Below are 14,442 nucleotides of genomic sequence, written 5' to 3' on the forward strand. Positions count from 1 at the left end.
TTGCCAGAGCATCAGAAGTATCTGCGGACAGCCTCTTTCGCTGGGCTGGCCCTTTGTCCCTTAAGTTTAGGAGGCCACGACATGCTGGAGATAACGCTCACACTGTTCTTTAACAGGCACCTCATCGGGAGTCCTGGGTAAACACTGCCCCTTGTTGGGCAAGTGGTCGAACTTCACTTCGACTCGGTCAAAGGAAGCACTACCACCGCCGATTTCGCGCAAGCGTAAACTCAATTCTAGCACGAGTAAACTCGACGGTGGCAAGCTTTCAAGAAATACTGCTTAAGCGCAAATCAAATCAGGGTCGATGTAGCAAGGGGCACTCACTTTCTGCCGGTGTTTGATAAGCAGCTCCGTTCGGAATTGTGCTGACTTTTTCCAGAAGATCCCATTCGGAATGGGAGTCCTCGGGCGCTTTCACCTTCATCAGGTAGTAGTCTCGCATCAACTGACCGTCTTCCCTCACTCGCACATTATGAGAGTAGAAGTCGTTTACTGGGAGCTTGTGCATTTGCTCGGCTACTTTTACAGGATCGGTCGTCCCTGCTGCCTGGACGGATTTGAGGTAATGATTGACCGCGCTGTAGGTAGATACCTGGAGGCCATTGGGCATCAATCCGATTTTTTCCTGGATACGCTTCCCGAACGCTCTTGTCTGGTCGTCCATGTCCCAATAGTACGTTTCTGCGATATAAAGGCCCTTGGTAAGGTTTAGCCCAAGGGCTTTGACATCGCTGATGTACATCGAATAGGCAGACATTTTCTGCCCGCTTTCAGAAAGTCCGAACTCCGACGATTGCTTGATGAAGTTGATGAGATCACTTCCAGCCATCGCTAGAGCAATGTTGTCGGCACCGGAGGACTGCGCCTGCAGGAAGAAGGAACTGAAATCGGTGTTTCCGAGTGGCGGAAAGACCTGACCAACGACCTTGCCACCGGCCCTGGTAGTGAACTTCGTGATGTTTTCCGCCAGCGACTTTCCGAAGGTGTAGTCAGGGGCAATAATGAACGTCTTTTCACCGCCAGCCTTCACAATCGAGGACGCGATCGTGTTGGCTTGAGCAAAGTTGTTGTTGTTCCACTGAAACCCGGTCGGCGAACACGCCTTGCCGGTGAGTTCTGTTGTCCCGGGGCTCGCTGCGATATTAATCTTCCCATTCTGCTTTGCGAGTTCGCGAACGGCAAGAGATACCGAAGAATTGCCGAGTCCGACAATCATGTCGACATTGTCTTCGTTATACCATTTCCTCGCGATGGCAGCGCCGATATCGGCCTTGTTTTGGTGGTCTGCAATGACAAGCTCGATCGGACGTCCTATCACAGTCTTCCCGAAATCTTCAACAGCGAGCTGCGCTGCTGTTACTGTCCCCTTGCCGGTTATGTCCGCATAGGCTCCCGAAAGGTCTTCAAGGACGCCGATCTTCACGGGCTTCGCATCCTGCGCGTTTGCGAAGCTACCGATTGTCAGCGTCATTGCCGCTGCAATACCTACCAGTGCTCTCATATTATTTAACCTCCCGGGTTAGACCTTCAACGCACTCCTCTGGTGCTCGGCAGGGCAATAATTCTGTATGTCGAAGATATTGTCAAGGATATGAATTTCTTAAAGATGCCCCAAGGCAGTCACATTAGGCCATCGTGGCCGCAAACCACACACCCCGAGAGCATTCGCGTTCGCAAGCATTCATATACGTGATACTGTCTGCTTCCTTGTAAAGCGTATGGCGAAACGCGGCGAGTTTTGATGGAGTGACACATGTCCCGGAAGAACATGCTCCGGCCTCACCCCACGCGAATTGCGCTCGGTGCCGCATGGCCGATGTCAGTGGCAACCAGGTAGTCGCAAGCCGCGCCTCGGCGTCGTGACCCAGTCCTTGGTAAAATTCCCGGTTGGCGATCATGTCATCGCCGTTGGCACTACCGCTTTGCTGCCGGAATTATTCGATTATCTGCAGGGGAGGCAGTTCGTACGGCATCCCCTACACGGGTTCTTTCGAGGAGATTCAGTCGTAACTAGAAGCTGATGTACACGATCTAGTCTTCCATGAAGGCGCGGATTCGGATTCGTCCATTCCGCCGAATTTGGCCTTCCATTTATAGATGCTCGCATCGCTGACGCCGTGCTTGCGGCAAAGCTCCGAGACCGACGTGCCAGCTTCGTGCTCCTTCAGTATCCCGATAATCTGCTCGTCTATAAAACGGTTGCGCTTCATTCTCTGGTCCTTTCGATGGGCCAGAGCTTACTTCAAAATGGATTAGTTTAGAGGGGCAAGGTCACCCTCGAAATGGCGCTCGATCACAGGAACCCATTTCTGCGGCAGGACCTGAAAATCGCGCTTACCATCGTACCGTGCTTCAAAACGAATTTTTCTTGCTCTCGAATGTGGCGTGAAGGGCACGAGAACCCCTGCGCTCAAGAAAGCCTCTGTCGCGGGTAATCACACTGCTTTGTCGGATCGGTTGCGATCGTTGAACGCGCGTATCGCGACCTGGTGCTCCTTGGAAAAATTCGACATCTCCAGAAGATTCAAACCATTCTCCAGAGAGGGCCAGACGAGCTGTTTCATTTGGTTATTGACCGCAATCTTCGTCATCTGCAACGCGCGGATAGGCTGACGTTCCAAGGCCATGACGTATTCGTCAACCGCGGCGTCAAGGTAGGCCCTCGGCACAACCCGCGTAACCAAGCCCAGGTCCTTTGCTTCAGTAGCACTCAAGACTGTGGCGTTAAACAGTAGGTCTTTTGTCCTGAGGTATCCCATATGGAGCGGCCAGATCGCATTGCATCCGTCTGCGGCGGCAAGACCGACGCCAAGGTGGGTATCTGCGATGCTCGCGCTATCAGCAGCTATCACTGCATCACATAGCGACATGATTGTCGTGCACATGCCGCGAACTAAGCCATTGAGTTTGCAAATCAAGATCTTCTCCAGATCCAGCAAACTCCACCATATTTGACGGCTCTCGACGGCTTTGCGTTGCCATTCACCGTCGACCTCGACAAGGTCCGACATCCACTGCACGTCACCACCGGCACTGAACGCTCGTCCTTCGCCGGCGAGCACAATCATGTTCACCTTCGGGTCGCTGTTGGCATCGGCAAAAATAGTCGAGAGTTCTTGATGCATTCTTGAATCGACAGCATTCAGTTTTTCAGGCCGGTTCATCGTCACATTGAGAACGGCTCCACGCAGTTCAATTTTCAGTGTTCTATACTTCGAGTAGCGTTCCATTTTTCCCTCGCGACAATTGTTGAATCGGCCTAGGAGACGACGTTATCCGCCATTAGCTGTTCGATCTTCTCCACCGAGAAATTAAGTTCGGTCGCCAATATCGAACGCGTGTGTTCTCCGAGTGCCGGAGGCGCACGATCGGGTTTCGGGCGCTTCCCGTTGAGAAGAATTGGCTCGGCCACCGTGGAAATTTTGCCCAAGCCGGGGGTTTCGAACGCATTCACGATGTTAAGGAAACCCAACTGCTCGTGCTCAACGAGCTGAGCGATCGTGTTAAGGGGAGCTGCGGGAATCCCAGCGCGCATGAATAGGTCAAACCACTCAGCTGCAGTGTGCCGACGCATTGCTTCCGACACGATCGCTTCCGTCTCTGCCCCGTTTTTCACGCGATCGGGGTTTGTCCGGAATCGAGGTTCGTCGACAATAGCTTCCAGGTCGGCTATCTGACAGAAAAGACGCCAGAATTTCTCGTTGGCGATTGCTATGAGAACGGGCTGGTCCTTTGTTTCAAACACCTGATATGGCGAAATGGACGGATGTCCCGAGCCATATCTCTTCGGCAGTTTCCCTGAAGCCCAGTACGCTTGCAAAGTCGGCGCCAACATCTTCACCGCCGTTTCAAGCAAAGAGACTTCCACAATGGAACCCTGTCCAGTTTGCCTGAATTCGAGCAAGGCGGCGAGGATTCCCTGGGTAGCGAATTGCGCGGTAGCCTGATCAACGGGGGACATAGGCAGTCGGACAGCGGGACCATCTTCTTCACCATTCAATGCCATGACGCCCGTAAATGCCTGCAGGATCGCGTCATACCCCGGCAGCCCACTCAAGGGGCCCTTCTGGCCAAAACCCGAAATGCTGCAATAAATCAGTTTGTCATTTGCGACTGATAGTGACGCATAATCCACGCCTAATTTCTCGGCGACGCCTGGCACAAAACTCTGCACAACTATATCCGACTTTGCAACGAGGTCGGCGACGATGTTCCGTGCGGCCGCGAGGCGTAAATTAAGCCCCAGGCTGCGCTTGCCGGCATTTACGCTCAGGAATGCAGACCCTGTGTCTCCGGCCAACGGCGCCCACCGCCGCGTCTCATCGCCCCCGTCGATGTTTTCGATTTTGATGACGTCCGCACCTAGGGCTGCGAGGGCCTGTGTGCAAATTGGCCCAGCCAGGACCTTCGACAAATCGATTACTCTAATTCCCTTCAATGGTTGCATTATTTTATCCTAGTTGGAGGCTGAGACGTTTTGAGCCTGTCTTTCTATTCGATGAAGTCAAAACGCCTTCCGCAGAATGTCTGCCGTTAGCTGCACAATGTCGTTCACTGGTAGACTGGGCGATTTCGACGACTTGGACCGACGTGTTCGAAGGCCTTCGGAGCCGCTGTCGGCAACGGCGCATTCGCTTGTATCAGCCAGTCGACGCCTCTCGGCGCGCGATATAACCAGAGACCCATCCAGGGCAAAGTGACGTCCTCCCGATTTGCGCGAGCCGCCGTAATTAAGCTTAATCGGCCGCGTGCACTCCCCTCGGAATCGAAGGTCGGACGCGCTGCATCAATGCAGTGCGTTCGACAATTCCTCGGTCCAAGGCTTGCCACAAGATTTCACGGACCGCAACAGAATTCACACACGTGATTTATATTTCGCATTTGTGAAACAGGGGCTGAAGCCATGTTTTTCTGGTCCGTCGGGATATGCGGTAGACTGGAGCGGGACCTTTCCTTCGCTTACTCGTCGCCTCGCGCACAGCGATAACACTGTCCGCAGCCGATCCGGGGATAGGCGATCCGCATGTCGCCGATCCGAGCTCCTTATGCGTCGGGTCCAAAGTTCGAGACCCGACCGAAAATCTCGTGACCTAACGCACGCGGCAGCGTGATTCCCCGATCTGCCAGCATGAGCTTTTTCCCGCCTCCGAGATCATACCAGCCTCGCCAAGCATGAAGATCAGATTGGCAGACACCGCAGTGCGTGACTTCCAGTTCGATTTCTGATCCTTTTAGTTGCCGGTCCTCGATCTCGACGCATTCGAGTGGAGCGTTGTTTTCGACCAGTTCCCATGCCTTCATACCTACCTCCCATTTCAAAAGTATCCCGATCGCTCAAGGGATAAACCCTTCGCCCCGGCGACCTCGAATGACTTCCGCGTTGACAGGCCCGCCGCCCCAAAGTAGGAATTCACAATGACGAATTAATATTCTCATACATGCATATCAAACCGTAAATGCGGAGGAGTTAAAATGGACACCTGTGAAGCTGTCAGGCCGGAGGCCGCCTTGGATATCTATGCCGATACACGGCAAAGTTGCCTGATTGGAGGTGAATGGCGGTCTGCAGAAAATGGTCAGGTCATAGACGTTTATAATCCCGCAACGGGGAGCGCCTTCGCAAAAATTTCGGCCGGCGGGGAGCGGGAGATCGATGAAGCCGTAGCAGCGGCGCGACACGCGTTCAATAGCGGCACCTGGCGATCTATGTCAGCCTCCGAAAGAGGTCGTATCTTGTGGGCACTGTCCGATCTGCTCGAACAGGACAGCGACCGTCTCGCGAGAATCGAAACGCTTGATTGCGGTATGCCGTTCAGCCGCACCCGAACTCATATCGCTCGCGGCGTGGAAGCACTTCGATACTATGCGGGAATGTGCACAAAAATTCACGGCCGCACGTCAGAACTGCGCGGACCGGGGGGGGTCTTTCATACCTTCGTGCGCCGCGAGCCGATCGGGGTAGCTGGCCTCATCACCCCCTGGAATGGCCCATTGCTGGTCGTCTGCAACAAGGTTGCGCCGGCGCTCGCAGCGGGTTGCAGCGTTGTTATCAAACCCCCGGAAGACACGTCGTTGACGGCCCTGGAGTTTGCGAAGCTCGCCGAGCGCGCAGGTGTGCCCGCGGGGGTAATAAACATCGTCACCGGGCTGGGCACTGTTGCAGGTTCCGCGCTCGCCAGTCACGGCGATGTCAACAAAATCTCATTCACCGGATCGACGGCTGTTGGCAAGGAACTTGTCAAGGCATCAGCGGGCAATCTCAAAAGACTAAGCCTTGAGCTCGGCGGCAAGTCCCCAGTGTTCGTCTTTGACGACGCGGATATGGACCTCGCCATTCCGACCTGTTTCCGGGCGATATTCGCCAATTCTGGCCAGGTTTGCGTCGCCGGCTCTCGTCTTTATGTGCAAAAACGGTCGGTTGACCGCGTTGTTTCAGGGCTGGAGACGATGGCAAAAGCGGTCCGGATCGGCGATGGACTCGATCCTGAAACCGAATTGGGACCTCTGGTCTCGCAGCGTCACAAAAATCGCGTTCTGTCATACATTACGGCCGGGATAGAAGAGGGTGCAGAACTTGTCACAGGCGGGCGGGCGCCCGATCGTGAAGGTTATTTCGTCGAGCCGACGATCTTTTTCAACTCAAAGCCGGAAATGAAGATCATGGCCGAAGAGATATTCGGGCCGGTACTCAGCGTGGTGCCCTTCGACGGCATCGAGGACGTTGCTAGGGTGGGGAACGATTCCCCTTACGGTTTGGCTGCGGGTGTATTCACTCGCGATCTCTCGACCGCGCACCGCGTTACCAATCTCCTGGACGCAGGGAATATCTGGGTCAATTGCTACGGTCTTATGGATTATTCCATGCCGTTCGGGGGCTTCAAGCAATCGGGGTGGGGCCGTGAAAATGGTTTTGAGGGCATCGATGCTTTCCTCGAAGACAAATCGGTCTATATGCGGTTGTAGCCTTGGCTTGTCGCGCCGTGCGGGGCAGCGCTCCTCTACAAGGTCGTCGATGGGCTACCACTTGGAGATTGATCAGACCGCTTGAATTCAGGCGGTTTGATCAAAATAGCTTGTCGAGGGTTAGCGTCCTCGGAAAATCCTCGACCGCTTTTCGATAAAGGCGCAGACGCCTTCGGCATAATCTTCGTAAGCCAGCACCCGAGCAATCGACTGGCGTTCGTTTGAAAGGCCTTCTTCTCGCGTAAGATCACAACCAGAACAGACGAGTTTCTTGATTTCATGCATGGCAACCGGAGATTTGCCCTCGAGGTAACGCGCGAAATTTTCCACCACCCCGTCCAAAGCATGCGGTGCGCTGAGCCGAGGTTCTTTCCTTCTTGGGCCGTGATCGGCGCTGCGGTGAGGATCATCTCGAGGGCCGCGCCTACTCCGACGAGCCGAACCAGGCGTTGTGTGGCGCTGCCTGGCGTTCTTGTGCGGACGCCCATGTCAGCGAGACGTGAAGATCCCCGAGGAGGAGGGGCTGTGTTGCTATTCGCCCGCCAAGGACGTACAAAAAATACGGGAGCGAGTACAGGCTTGAATATCGATTCAGGATAAGTCACATGACGAAGTCGCGGCGGCCGAGCCGGAGGAGGCCGCCTCTTATTCCATTGCGCGCGTTTGCCGTATCGGCGAAGCATCTGAGCTTTACACTCACAGCAAAGGAAATGTGCCTCAGCCAAGATTCTGTCAGTAGAGCTGTTTGTTCGTTGGAGAATTATTTCGGGTTTCCGCGCTTTTTGCGCGGCGTAGGAAGCTGACGCAAAACAAGTCGTCAAAGAAAGAGCTCCTGTTTTGATGTCGAAGTGAGGTTAGATGGAGGTCAAACAGCTTCGAACATTGGTCCATGTCGCTGAATTGGGCAGTTTCACACTTGCCGCCGAAAGATTGCACATTGCCCAGTCAGCGTTGACCCGGCAGATTCAGACTCTCGAGGACGAGCTGCAGGTTCGCCTGTTTGTGCGTCACGGCCGAGGAGTGACCCTGACGCTAGAAGGAACGGCGCTTTTTGATCACGCGACTGTCGTTCTGCGTGAGTTGGACCAAGCCCGCGCCGAATTGAGAAACAACGAATTGCCCCTCAGTGGCGAAGTGTCGTTCGGCGTACCCCCGACCGTTGCCGATGTCTTGTCTGGTGTTTTGATCGAAAAATTTCTGACCCTACACCCACAGGTCAGACTGAAAGTCGTTTCCGGCTACAGCGGCTACATCCTGGACTGGTTGCAAAGAGGGATCGTAGATATCGGAATTCTCTATGAGGCCACACATCCGGCGACGATCAAGTCGCGGCATCTGTTGACCGAGCGGCTTTGTCTCATAGAGCGCGCGACCTCGCCACTGGGTGGTGACGCGGAGGTCGCCTTTGCTGATGCGATGACCGTTCAGCACGTGCTGCCGGGCAGGCAGCATGGGCTCAGGCTCTTGTTGGAAGGTTTGGCCGCAAAATACGGATTTGCCTTGGAGCCCGTCGTCGAAGCGGATTCTCTGCCGGTGCAGATCGATCTCGTAAAGCGTGCGGTGGGCGCGACGATCCTTCCTCTGCTCCCGGTCTACAATGACGTCCAGGCCGGGATCCTAACTGCCCGGCCAATCGTCTTGCCCGACATCACGCGTAAGCTCATTCTGGCCCACTCCGTTGACCGGCCAATGTCGCCCGCAGCGCGACAGTTTTCCAAGCTGGTCATATCCGAGGTTCCCGAATTGGTGCGCAGCGGTCATTGGAAAGGCTTCTTTTCCGGCGACGAGGAAGCATGACGTATGCCGCAGCGAGATTTCTGAAATCCCCAATCGATGTTTCTTATCCAATTGTGAGGTCAGTATAAACGGCTGTCCAAATTGGAGCGGAGAGAATGTCCTTTCGATCGATAGGTGATGATCAATTCAACGATATCCGTGACGCAATTCGCGCCCTTTGCGCTGAGTTTCCCTCCGAATATCATCGCAGGATCGACGAAGCTCGGGGCTATCCGGAAGAATTCGTCGATGCCCTGACAAAGGCGGGGTGGATGGCGGCGCTGATCCCCGAAGAATATGGCGGCTCCGGACTCGGGTTGACGGAGGCATCCGTCATCATGGAAGAGATCAATCGCGCGGGCGGCAATTCCGGCGCGTGCCATGGCCAGATGTACAATATGAACACGCTGATCCGCCACGGTTCGGAGAAGCAGCGCCAAAAGTATCTGCCGAAGATCGCCACCGGGGAATTGCGCCTGCAGTCCATGGGCGTGACCGAGCCAACGACAGGAACGGACACGACGAAGATCAAGACGACCGCAGTGAGAAAGGGCGACCGCTATGTCGTCAACGGTCAGAAGGTGTGGATCTCCCGCATCCAGCATTCCGACCTGATGATCCTGTTGGCACGCACAACGCCGGTCGATCAGGTGAAGAAAAGGTCGGAAGGCATGTCGATCTTTATCGTCGATCTGAAGGAGGCGATCGGCAAAGGCATGAGTGTCCGGCCGATCCTCAACATGGTCAATCACGAAACCAACGAACTTTTTTTCGACAATCTCGAAATTCCGGAGGAAAATCTGATCGGCGAAGAAGGGCAGGGGTTCAAATACATCCTGACCGGCCTCAATGCCGAACGCACGCTGATCGCTGCCGAATGTATCGGCGATGGATACTGGTTCGTCGAAAAGGTGTCCAACTACGCCAAAGAGCGCACCGTCTTTGGCCGACCGATCGGCCAGAACCAGGGCGTGCAGTTTCCGATCGCCGAGAGCTACATCGAAATCGAGGCCGCCAATCTGATGCGCTACGAGGCTTGCCGCCTCTATGACGCAAATGAACCGTGCGGTGCGCAGGCGAACATGGCCAAATACCTAGCCGCCAAGGCCTCATGGGAAGCGGCCAACGCCTGCCTTCAGTTTCATGGCGGCTTCGGGTTCGCCTGCGAATATGATGTGGAGCGTAAATTTCGTGAAACCCGGCTCTACCAGGTAGCGCCGATCTCAACAAATCTCATCCTTTCCTACGTTGCCGAGCATGTGCTTGGCCTGCCGAGGTCTTTCTGATGACCGAGTTTCATCGTTTGCCGCTGCAGGGGCTAAACGTGATCGAGATTGGTCAGGCGGTCGCCGCGCCGTTCTGCACGTCGCGATTGGCTGACGCAGGCGCGCGCGTCATTAAGGTCGAACGGCCGGAAGGTGATTTTGCGCGTGGTTACGACGACGTCGTCGTCGGCGCCCAGAGTAGCTATTTCGTCTGGTTGAACCGCGGCAAAGAATCGCTCGTTCTCGACCTCGCAACGGCGAAAGCGAAGGAGACACTCGCGGCGCTATTGGCCACGGCCGACGTCGTCGTGCAAAATCTCAAGCCGGGCGCGCTCGGGCGGATGGGGTTCGGTCCAGAAACTTTGCGGCAGAAGCATCCGCGGCTTATCATTTGCTCGATCAGCGGCTATGGGGAGACTGGTCCGTTTGCGGAGCGTAAGGCCTATGATCTCCTGATTCAGGCGGAATCCGGCCTTTCCTCGGTGACCGGAGGGCCGGCAGCACCGGCCCGTGTCGGAATTTCCGTGGTTGATATCGCAACGGGCGCAACCGCCTATTCCGCGATCCTGGAAGCACTGCTTGCCCGTGCCGTTACGGGCGAAGGGGCCGATATCCGGGTTTCGATGTTCGATGTCATGGCGGACTGGCTGACCGTACCGCTTTTGCTTCAGGAGGGCGGGAAACCGCCGATGCGCATCGGTCTTGCTCACGTCTCGATCGCACCCTATGGCGTATTCCAAACCAAGGACGGCAAGGACATCCTGATCTCGATTCAGAGCGATCGCGAGTGGGTCAAATTCTGCGGCGAGTTCCTCAATCAGGCAGACAAGGCCAATAACCCGCTGTTTGCGACCAATGTCGCCCGGGTGACGAACCGCGGGGCGACGGACGAGTTGGTCGCAAAGGCTTTCACCGAGCTCGACGAAGCGGAAGCTGTCGCCCTGTTGACCAAGGCCGATGTGGCGTTTGCAGCCGTCAACGATATGGCTGCATTGGCTTCGCATCCACATCTCCGGCGCATTACGGTCGGTACGGCCGCTGGTCCCGTCTCCTTTCCCGCTCCGGCGCCGATCTTTATCGGCGAAGCCAGGCAATACGGACCTGTGCCGGCACTTGGTGAGCATCAGACGACAGGCGTTGGGGAGACGGTGGGGGAACAAGTATGACGGAGACTGAGGTCAATCGGATCGATCTGGATCATCTGCGCTCGTGGATCGGCCGTGAGGAAGATTTCTCCGATGTCATCACAGTCGATCTTGTTCGTAAGTTTAACGCCATGCTGGACAAGCCGGCGGAGAAGCCGGCTGTCGGGCAGGTCGCCCCTCTGCTCATCCACTATTGCCTTGGCCAGCCGGCGGCGTTGACCGCCCAACTAGGTGAAGACGGGCATCCGCCGAAAGGCGGATTTCTTCCGCCGGTTCCGCTGCCACGCCGCATGTGGGCAGGCGGGAGGCTTTCCTTCAGCGACGACCTGTTCATCGGCGATACCGTCCGGCGTGTCTCGCGGATTTCCGACCTCTCGGTCAAGGAAGGGCGCTCCGGCGTGCTTTGCTTCGTGACGGTCGAGCACAAGCTCGATGTCGACGGGCGTGTGGTGATCCAGGAACGGCAGGATATCATCTATCGCGATGCCGCGACCGGCGGACCGGCCGCAAAGCCGGCCGCACCGGCTGAACCGATCGCCCCTGGCGACCATTCCCGTGTCGTCGTGCCGGGCGCGCCGCTTCTGTTCAGGTATTCGGCCCTGACTTTCAACGGCCACCGTATCCATTACGACCGGCCTTACGCGCAGGATGTCGAGTTTTATCCGGGCCTTGTGGTGCATGGGCCGCTTCAGGCGACAATGCTCTTGCATTTCGCAAAGGAACTCAAGGGCAGGGTGCCTGCGGAATTCAGCTTCCGCGGCCAAACACCTCTTTTCGATGATGACCGGATCAACATTCACGCTGCGGAAAAGGGCGGCAAGCTGTCGCTCTGGACGATGCGTGACGGCGGTCCTATCGCCATGAGCGCGGAGGCAAGTTGGTCATGACCCTTGCTTCTTTCATCGCGCCACTTTTCGTGCCGGCCAACCGCCCCGAGCGGTTCGAGAAGGCTGCGGCATCCGGTGCGGATGCGATCATTCTCGATCTCGAGGATGCCGTTGCCGCCGATGCCAAGGTTGAGGCGCGGACGGCGCTGCGCGCGGATTTCACCCAGCTGCCGGTCCTGGTACGCATCAATGCGGCGGGGACGCCCTGGCATGACGACGATCTGGCGGCAATCTTGAAGCTTCCGATTGCTGGGATCATTCTTCCCAAGGCTGAAACCGGAAAAGGTCTTGATGCGGTTGCTGCGAGCGGTATTCCGGTGGCGGCTCTGATCGAAAGCGCACGCGGCGTCGCCGACGTCCGTCAGGTTGCGGCCGTGCCCGGTGTGGCCCGGCTCATCTTCGGGTCGATCGATTTCTGCGCCGATCTCGGTTGCGCCCATACGCGCGATGCACTGCTGATGGCGCGCTCCGAACTGGTGCTGGCGTCGAGGCTTGCGGGTCTCGATGCGCCGGTCGACGGGGTAACGACCTCGATCGACGATGCCGATCTGGTGACGTCCGATGCGAGGCATGGGCTTGGGCTCGGTTTCGGTGGAAAGCTTGCCATCCATCCCCGGCAGATCGAGGCGATCCTGAACGGGTTCCGTCCGGAAGCATCGGAAATTGAATGGGCACGCAAGGTGCTGGCAACCGGCGACGGCGCCGGGGCGGTCGACGGCGCGATGGTCGATGAGCCCGTTCGCATTCGCGCCCGCGCCATCCTCGCGCGTACAGGCGGATGAAAATCGCGAGCGCCGCCGGGCCGACGCGGCCTGTCCTAGTTGGAAAACGCGTTGAGGCCGGAGTCGCATGGATCTGCTGGGCGTAGCGAGCTAGGCAGGTCTAGTTTGGGAAGTATTTGTGCCGAGGAGAACAAATGAATAGTCCATCATTCGAAATTTATGACGTTCACCAGCACGTAGGACCAGCGAGTGGGTTGGTCGCAAGTCATGGTGGTTGGTTCCTCGACGATGAAACGGCGCTAAGAGACGATGTGCGTCAGCGCCTTGCGTATATGGATAAGTTTGGTATCCGCCACGCGTCCGTCATGCCCGGCAATGGCTTTCCCACCACGTATGGTATCGACGGAACCCGACGTGTGAACAACCACGTGCGGCGCTATCAGCAAGTCAGCCCCGATCGGCTCGTGGCCTGCTACGGAACGGTTAATCCGCTGGAAGGTGTAGAGGCCTTGAAGGAGATCGATCGTTGCATCGAAGAACTGGGCATGCATGCCATGATGTGGCATCACCGGTTTCTAGGGGTTGCGCTCGATCATCCGATGATGGACGAGTTCGTTCGCAGGCTTCAGGATCATGGTAAGCCGGCCTTCATCCACACTATCGCTGATTCCACATTGGAAAGCCCCTGGCGGCTCGAAAGACTGGCGGATCGTCATCCCGACGCGACCTTCGTCGCACTTGACGCCTTTTCCTCAAACGATCATGCGCAGTGGATGCCGTATATCGCCTCACGCCATCCAAATATTCTGTTTGATACTGGCGTGATGGTGTCCGTTGGGCATCTGATTGAAGGCTTCATCGAAGTTGCTGGTCCCGAACGTTTGCTCTTCGGCAGCAACTATTATTCCCGACCGCAGCTGTTCAATAGCCCGTTTCCCCTTACGGAATTCCTAAACTCGAGTTTGTCGCAAGAGGCGTTGGAAAGCATTCTTGGTGGGAACGCACGCAGGATCCTTGGGCTTTCGAGCCCATGAACTGAGCTCCACCTTTGGCCGCACCGATGGGCAGGAAAGCACGGGATGAGGCCGAATGCGCCTTGGGAATAAACCCCGTCAGTACCTTCAATCGGTGGATCTATGCCGGCAATGCAATCCAGACGGTGCAGACGAGCGATGCCAAGCAAGTCATCACCGTGCGCACCAAGTCATTTCCCCTTGCCTCCCAAGGCGAGCCGGGGTCGGCTGCCGCCGTTAAATGCTTCGCGGCTGCAGTCGGCCCCAACCGTGGTTTGTCGGCCTTCGTCTCCAATGCGCTGTCGACTTCGGAACGTCCGGAACTGACGTCGGCGAAGATCATCATCTCGGGCGGCCGCGCTCTCGTCTTACCGAGGACGGCTGGCAGTCGGTGCCGAAGCTCTCCTTCCCGCGCGGCGCGCTGATCGGCTGTTCGGCTGGCTTCGTCAACGTGCCACGTAACAAGGGCAGCAACAATGCCGTGCTCTTCGGCATGATGGCGGCCGACCCCATCGCCGAGCTGCGGACCTTTGTGAGCAGCATACGTAAGCATCCGGCGAAGGCCGCGGTTCAGGCCGCCTGAGCACTCAACGTGTGGGGTGTCCAGTTCCAGGGAAGGAGTTGCTCTAGCCTGCCGATCGGCGTGTCGGCAATGTTGGCGAGAACGT

13 protein-coding genes and 3 pseudogenes are annotated in these 14,442 nt (G+C 56.6%); 10 read left to right on the forward strand and 6 right to left on the reverse strand.

Annotated elements, in window-relative coordinates:
- Positions 1-298: 298 nt before the first annotated feature.
- The 5 genes and pseudogenes from LQK84_RS24160 to LQK84_RS24180 all read right to left on the reverse strand — a co-directional run bounded on the left by LQK84_RS24160 (position 299) and on the right by LQK84_RS24180 (position 5,304).
- On the reverse strand, positions 299-1,504 hold the full coding sequence (locus tag LQK84_RS24160; RefSeq protein ID WP_230831355.1) for an ABC transporter substrate-binding protein: 1,206 nt from the start codon (positions 1,502-1,504) through the stop codon (positions 299-301).
- A gap of 550 nt (positions 1,505-2,054) precedes the next feature.
- Positions 2,055-2,213 (reverse strand): annotated as a pseudogene (locus LQK84_RS24165) (transposase); the annotation flags it as partial.
- A gap of 225 nt (positions 2,214-2,438) precedes the next feature.
- Positions 2,439-3,233, reverse strand: a complete 795-nt coding sequence (locus LQK84_RS24170; protein ID WP_230831356.1) for an enoyl-CoA hydratase/isomerase family protein — start codon at positions 3,231-3,233, stop codon at positions 2,439-2,441.
- 29 nt (positions 3,234-3,262) lie between these two features.
- Complete coding sequence (locus LQK84_RS24175; protein ID WP_230831357.1) at positions 3,263-4,450, reverse strand: CaiB/BaiF CoA transferase family protein; 1,188 nt, start codon at positions 4,448-4,450, stop codon at positions 3,263-3,265.
- Positions 4,451-5,046: 596 nt separating this feature from the next.
- Positions 5,047-5,304, reverse strand: a complete 258-nt coding sequence (locus tag LQK84_RS24180) for an alcohol dehydrogenase catalytic domain-containing protein (RefSeq protein WP_230831358.1) — start codon at positions 5,302-5,304, stop codon at positions 5,047-5,049.
- A gap of 171 nt (positions 5,305-5,475) precedes the next feature.
- Here LQK84_RS24180 and LQK84_RS24185 point away from each other — a divergent pair, with 171 nt between their 5' ends.
- On the forward strand, positions 5,476-6,966 hold the full coding sequence (locus LQK84_RS24185; RefSeq protein ID WP_230831359.1) for an aldehyde dehydrogenase family protein: 1,491 nt from the start codon (positions 5,476-5,478) through the stop codon (positions 6,964-6,966).
- Positions 6,967-7,086: 120 nt separating this feature from the next.
- Here LQK84_RS24185 and LQK84_RS24190 read toward each other — a convergent pair whose 3' ends face one another.
- Positions 7,087-7,296 (reverse strand): hypothetical protein, encoded by a 210-nt coding sequence (locus LQK84_RS24190; RefSeq protein WP_230831360.1) that lies wholly within the window; start codon positions 7,294-7,296, stop codon positions 7,087-7,089.
- Positions 7,297-7,571: 275 nt separating this feature from the next.
- On the opposite strand from LQK84_RS24190, the gene LQK84_RS25390 reads away from it, so the two are divergent.
- The 9 genes and pseudogenes from LQK84_RS25390 to LQK84_RS24230 form a co-directional block, all read left to right on the forward strand.
- Entirely contained in the window at positions 7,572-7,769 is a 198-nt protein-coding gene (locus LQK84_RS25390) for a helix-turn-helix domain-containing protein (RefSeq protein ID WP_442967015.1), read from the forward strand.
- Positions 7,770-7,824: 55 nt separating this feature from the next.
- Positions 7,825-8,763, forward strand: coding sequence for a LysR family transcriptional regulator (locus LQK84_RS24195; protein WP_230831361.1), 939 nt, complete (start codon positions 7,825-7,827; stop codon positions 8,761-8,763).
- Positions 8,764-8,858: 95 nt separating this feature from the next.
- Positions 8,859-10,028: an acyl-CoA dehydrogenase family protein gene (locus LQK84_RS24200; RefSeq protein ID WP_230831362.1), complete on the forward strand. Its 1,170-nt coding sequence runs from the start codon at positions 8,859-8,861 to the stop codon at positions 10,026-10,028.
- A complete protein-coding gene (locus LQK84_RS24205; RefSeq protein ID WP_230831363.1) occupies positions 10,028-11,173 on the forward strand; it encodes a CaiB/BaiF CoA transferase family protein in 1,146 nt (381 codons plus the stop codon). Before LQK84_RS24200 ends, LQK84_RS24205 begins: the two co-directional genes overlap by 1 nt.
- Positions 11,170-12,039, forward strand: coding sequence for an FAS1-like dehydratase domain-containing protein (locus tag LQK84_RS24210; RefSeq protein ID WP_230831364.1), 870 nt, complete (start codon positions 11,170-11,172; stop codon positions 12,037-12,039). The genes LQK84_RS24205 and LQK84_RS24210 overlap by 4 nt, the downstream gene beginning before the upstream one ends.
- The gene (locus LQK84_RS24215) at positions 12,036-12,821 is read left to right on the forward strand and encodes an HpcH/HpaI aldolase/citrate lyase family protein (protein ID WP_230831365.1); all 786 of its coding nucleotides are present in this window, start codon (positions 12,036-12,038) and stop codon (positions 12,819-12,821) included. The genes LQK84_RS24210 and LQK84_RS24215 overlap by 4 nt, the downstream gene beginning before the upstream one ends.
- Positions 12,822-12,955: 134 nt before the next feature.
- On the forward strand, positions 12,956-13,795 hold the full coding sequence (locus LQK84_RS24220; RefSeq protein ID WP_230831366.1) for an amidohydrolase family protein: 840 nt from the start codon (positions 12,956-12,958) through the stop codon (positions 13,793-13,795).
- 83 nt (positions 13,796-13,878) lie between these two features.
- Positions 13,879-14,139 (forward strand): annotated as a pseudogene (locus LQK84_RS24225) (electron transfer flavoprotein subunit alpha/FixB family protein); the annotation flags it as partial.
- A gap of 2 nt (positions 14,140-14,141) precedes the next feature.
- Positions 14,142-14,294, forward strand: a pseudogene (locus tag LQK84_RS24230) (NAD(P)/FAD-dependent oxidoreductase); the annotation flags it as partial.
- Positions 14,295-14,442: the final 148 nt, after the last annotated feature.

The sequence above is a fragment of the Rhizobium sp. C4 genome (assembly GCF_021026315.1).
Lineage (GTDB): Bacteria > Pseudomonadota > Alphaproteobacteria > Rhizobiales > Rhizobiaceae > Ensifer_A.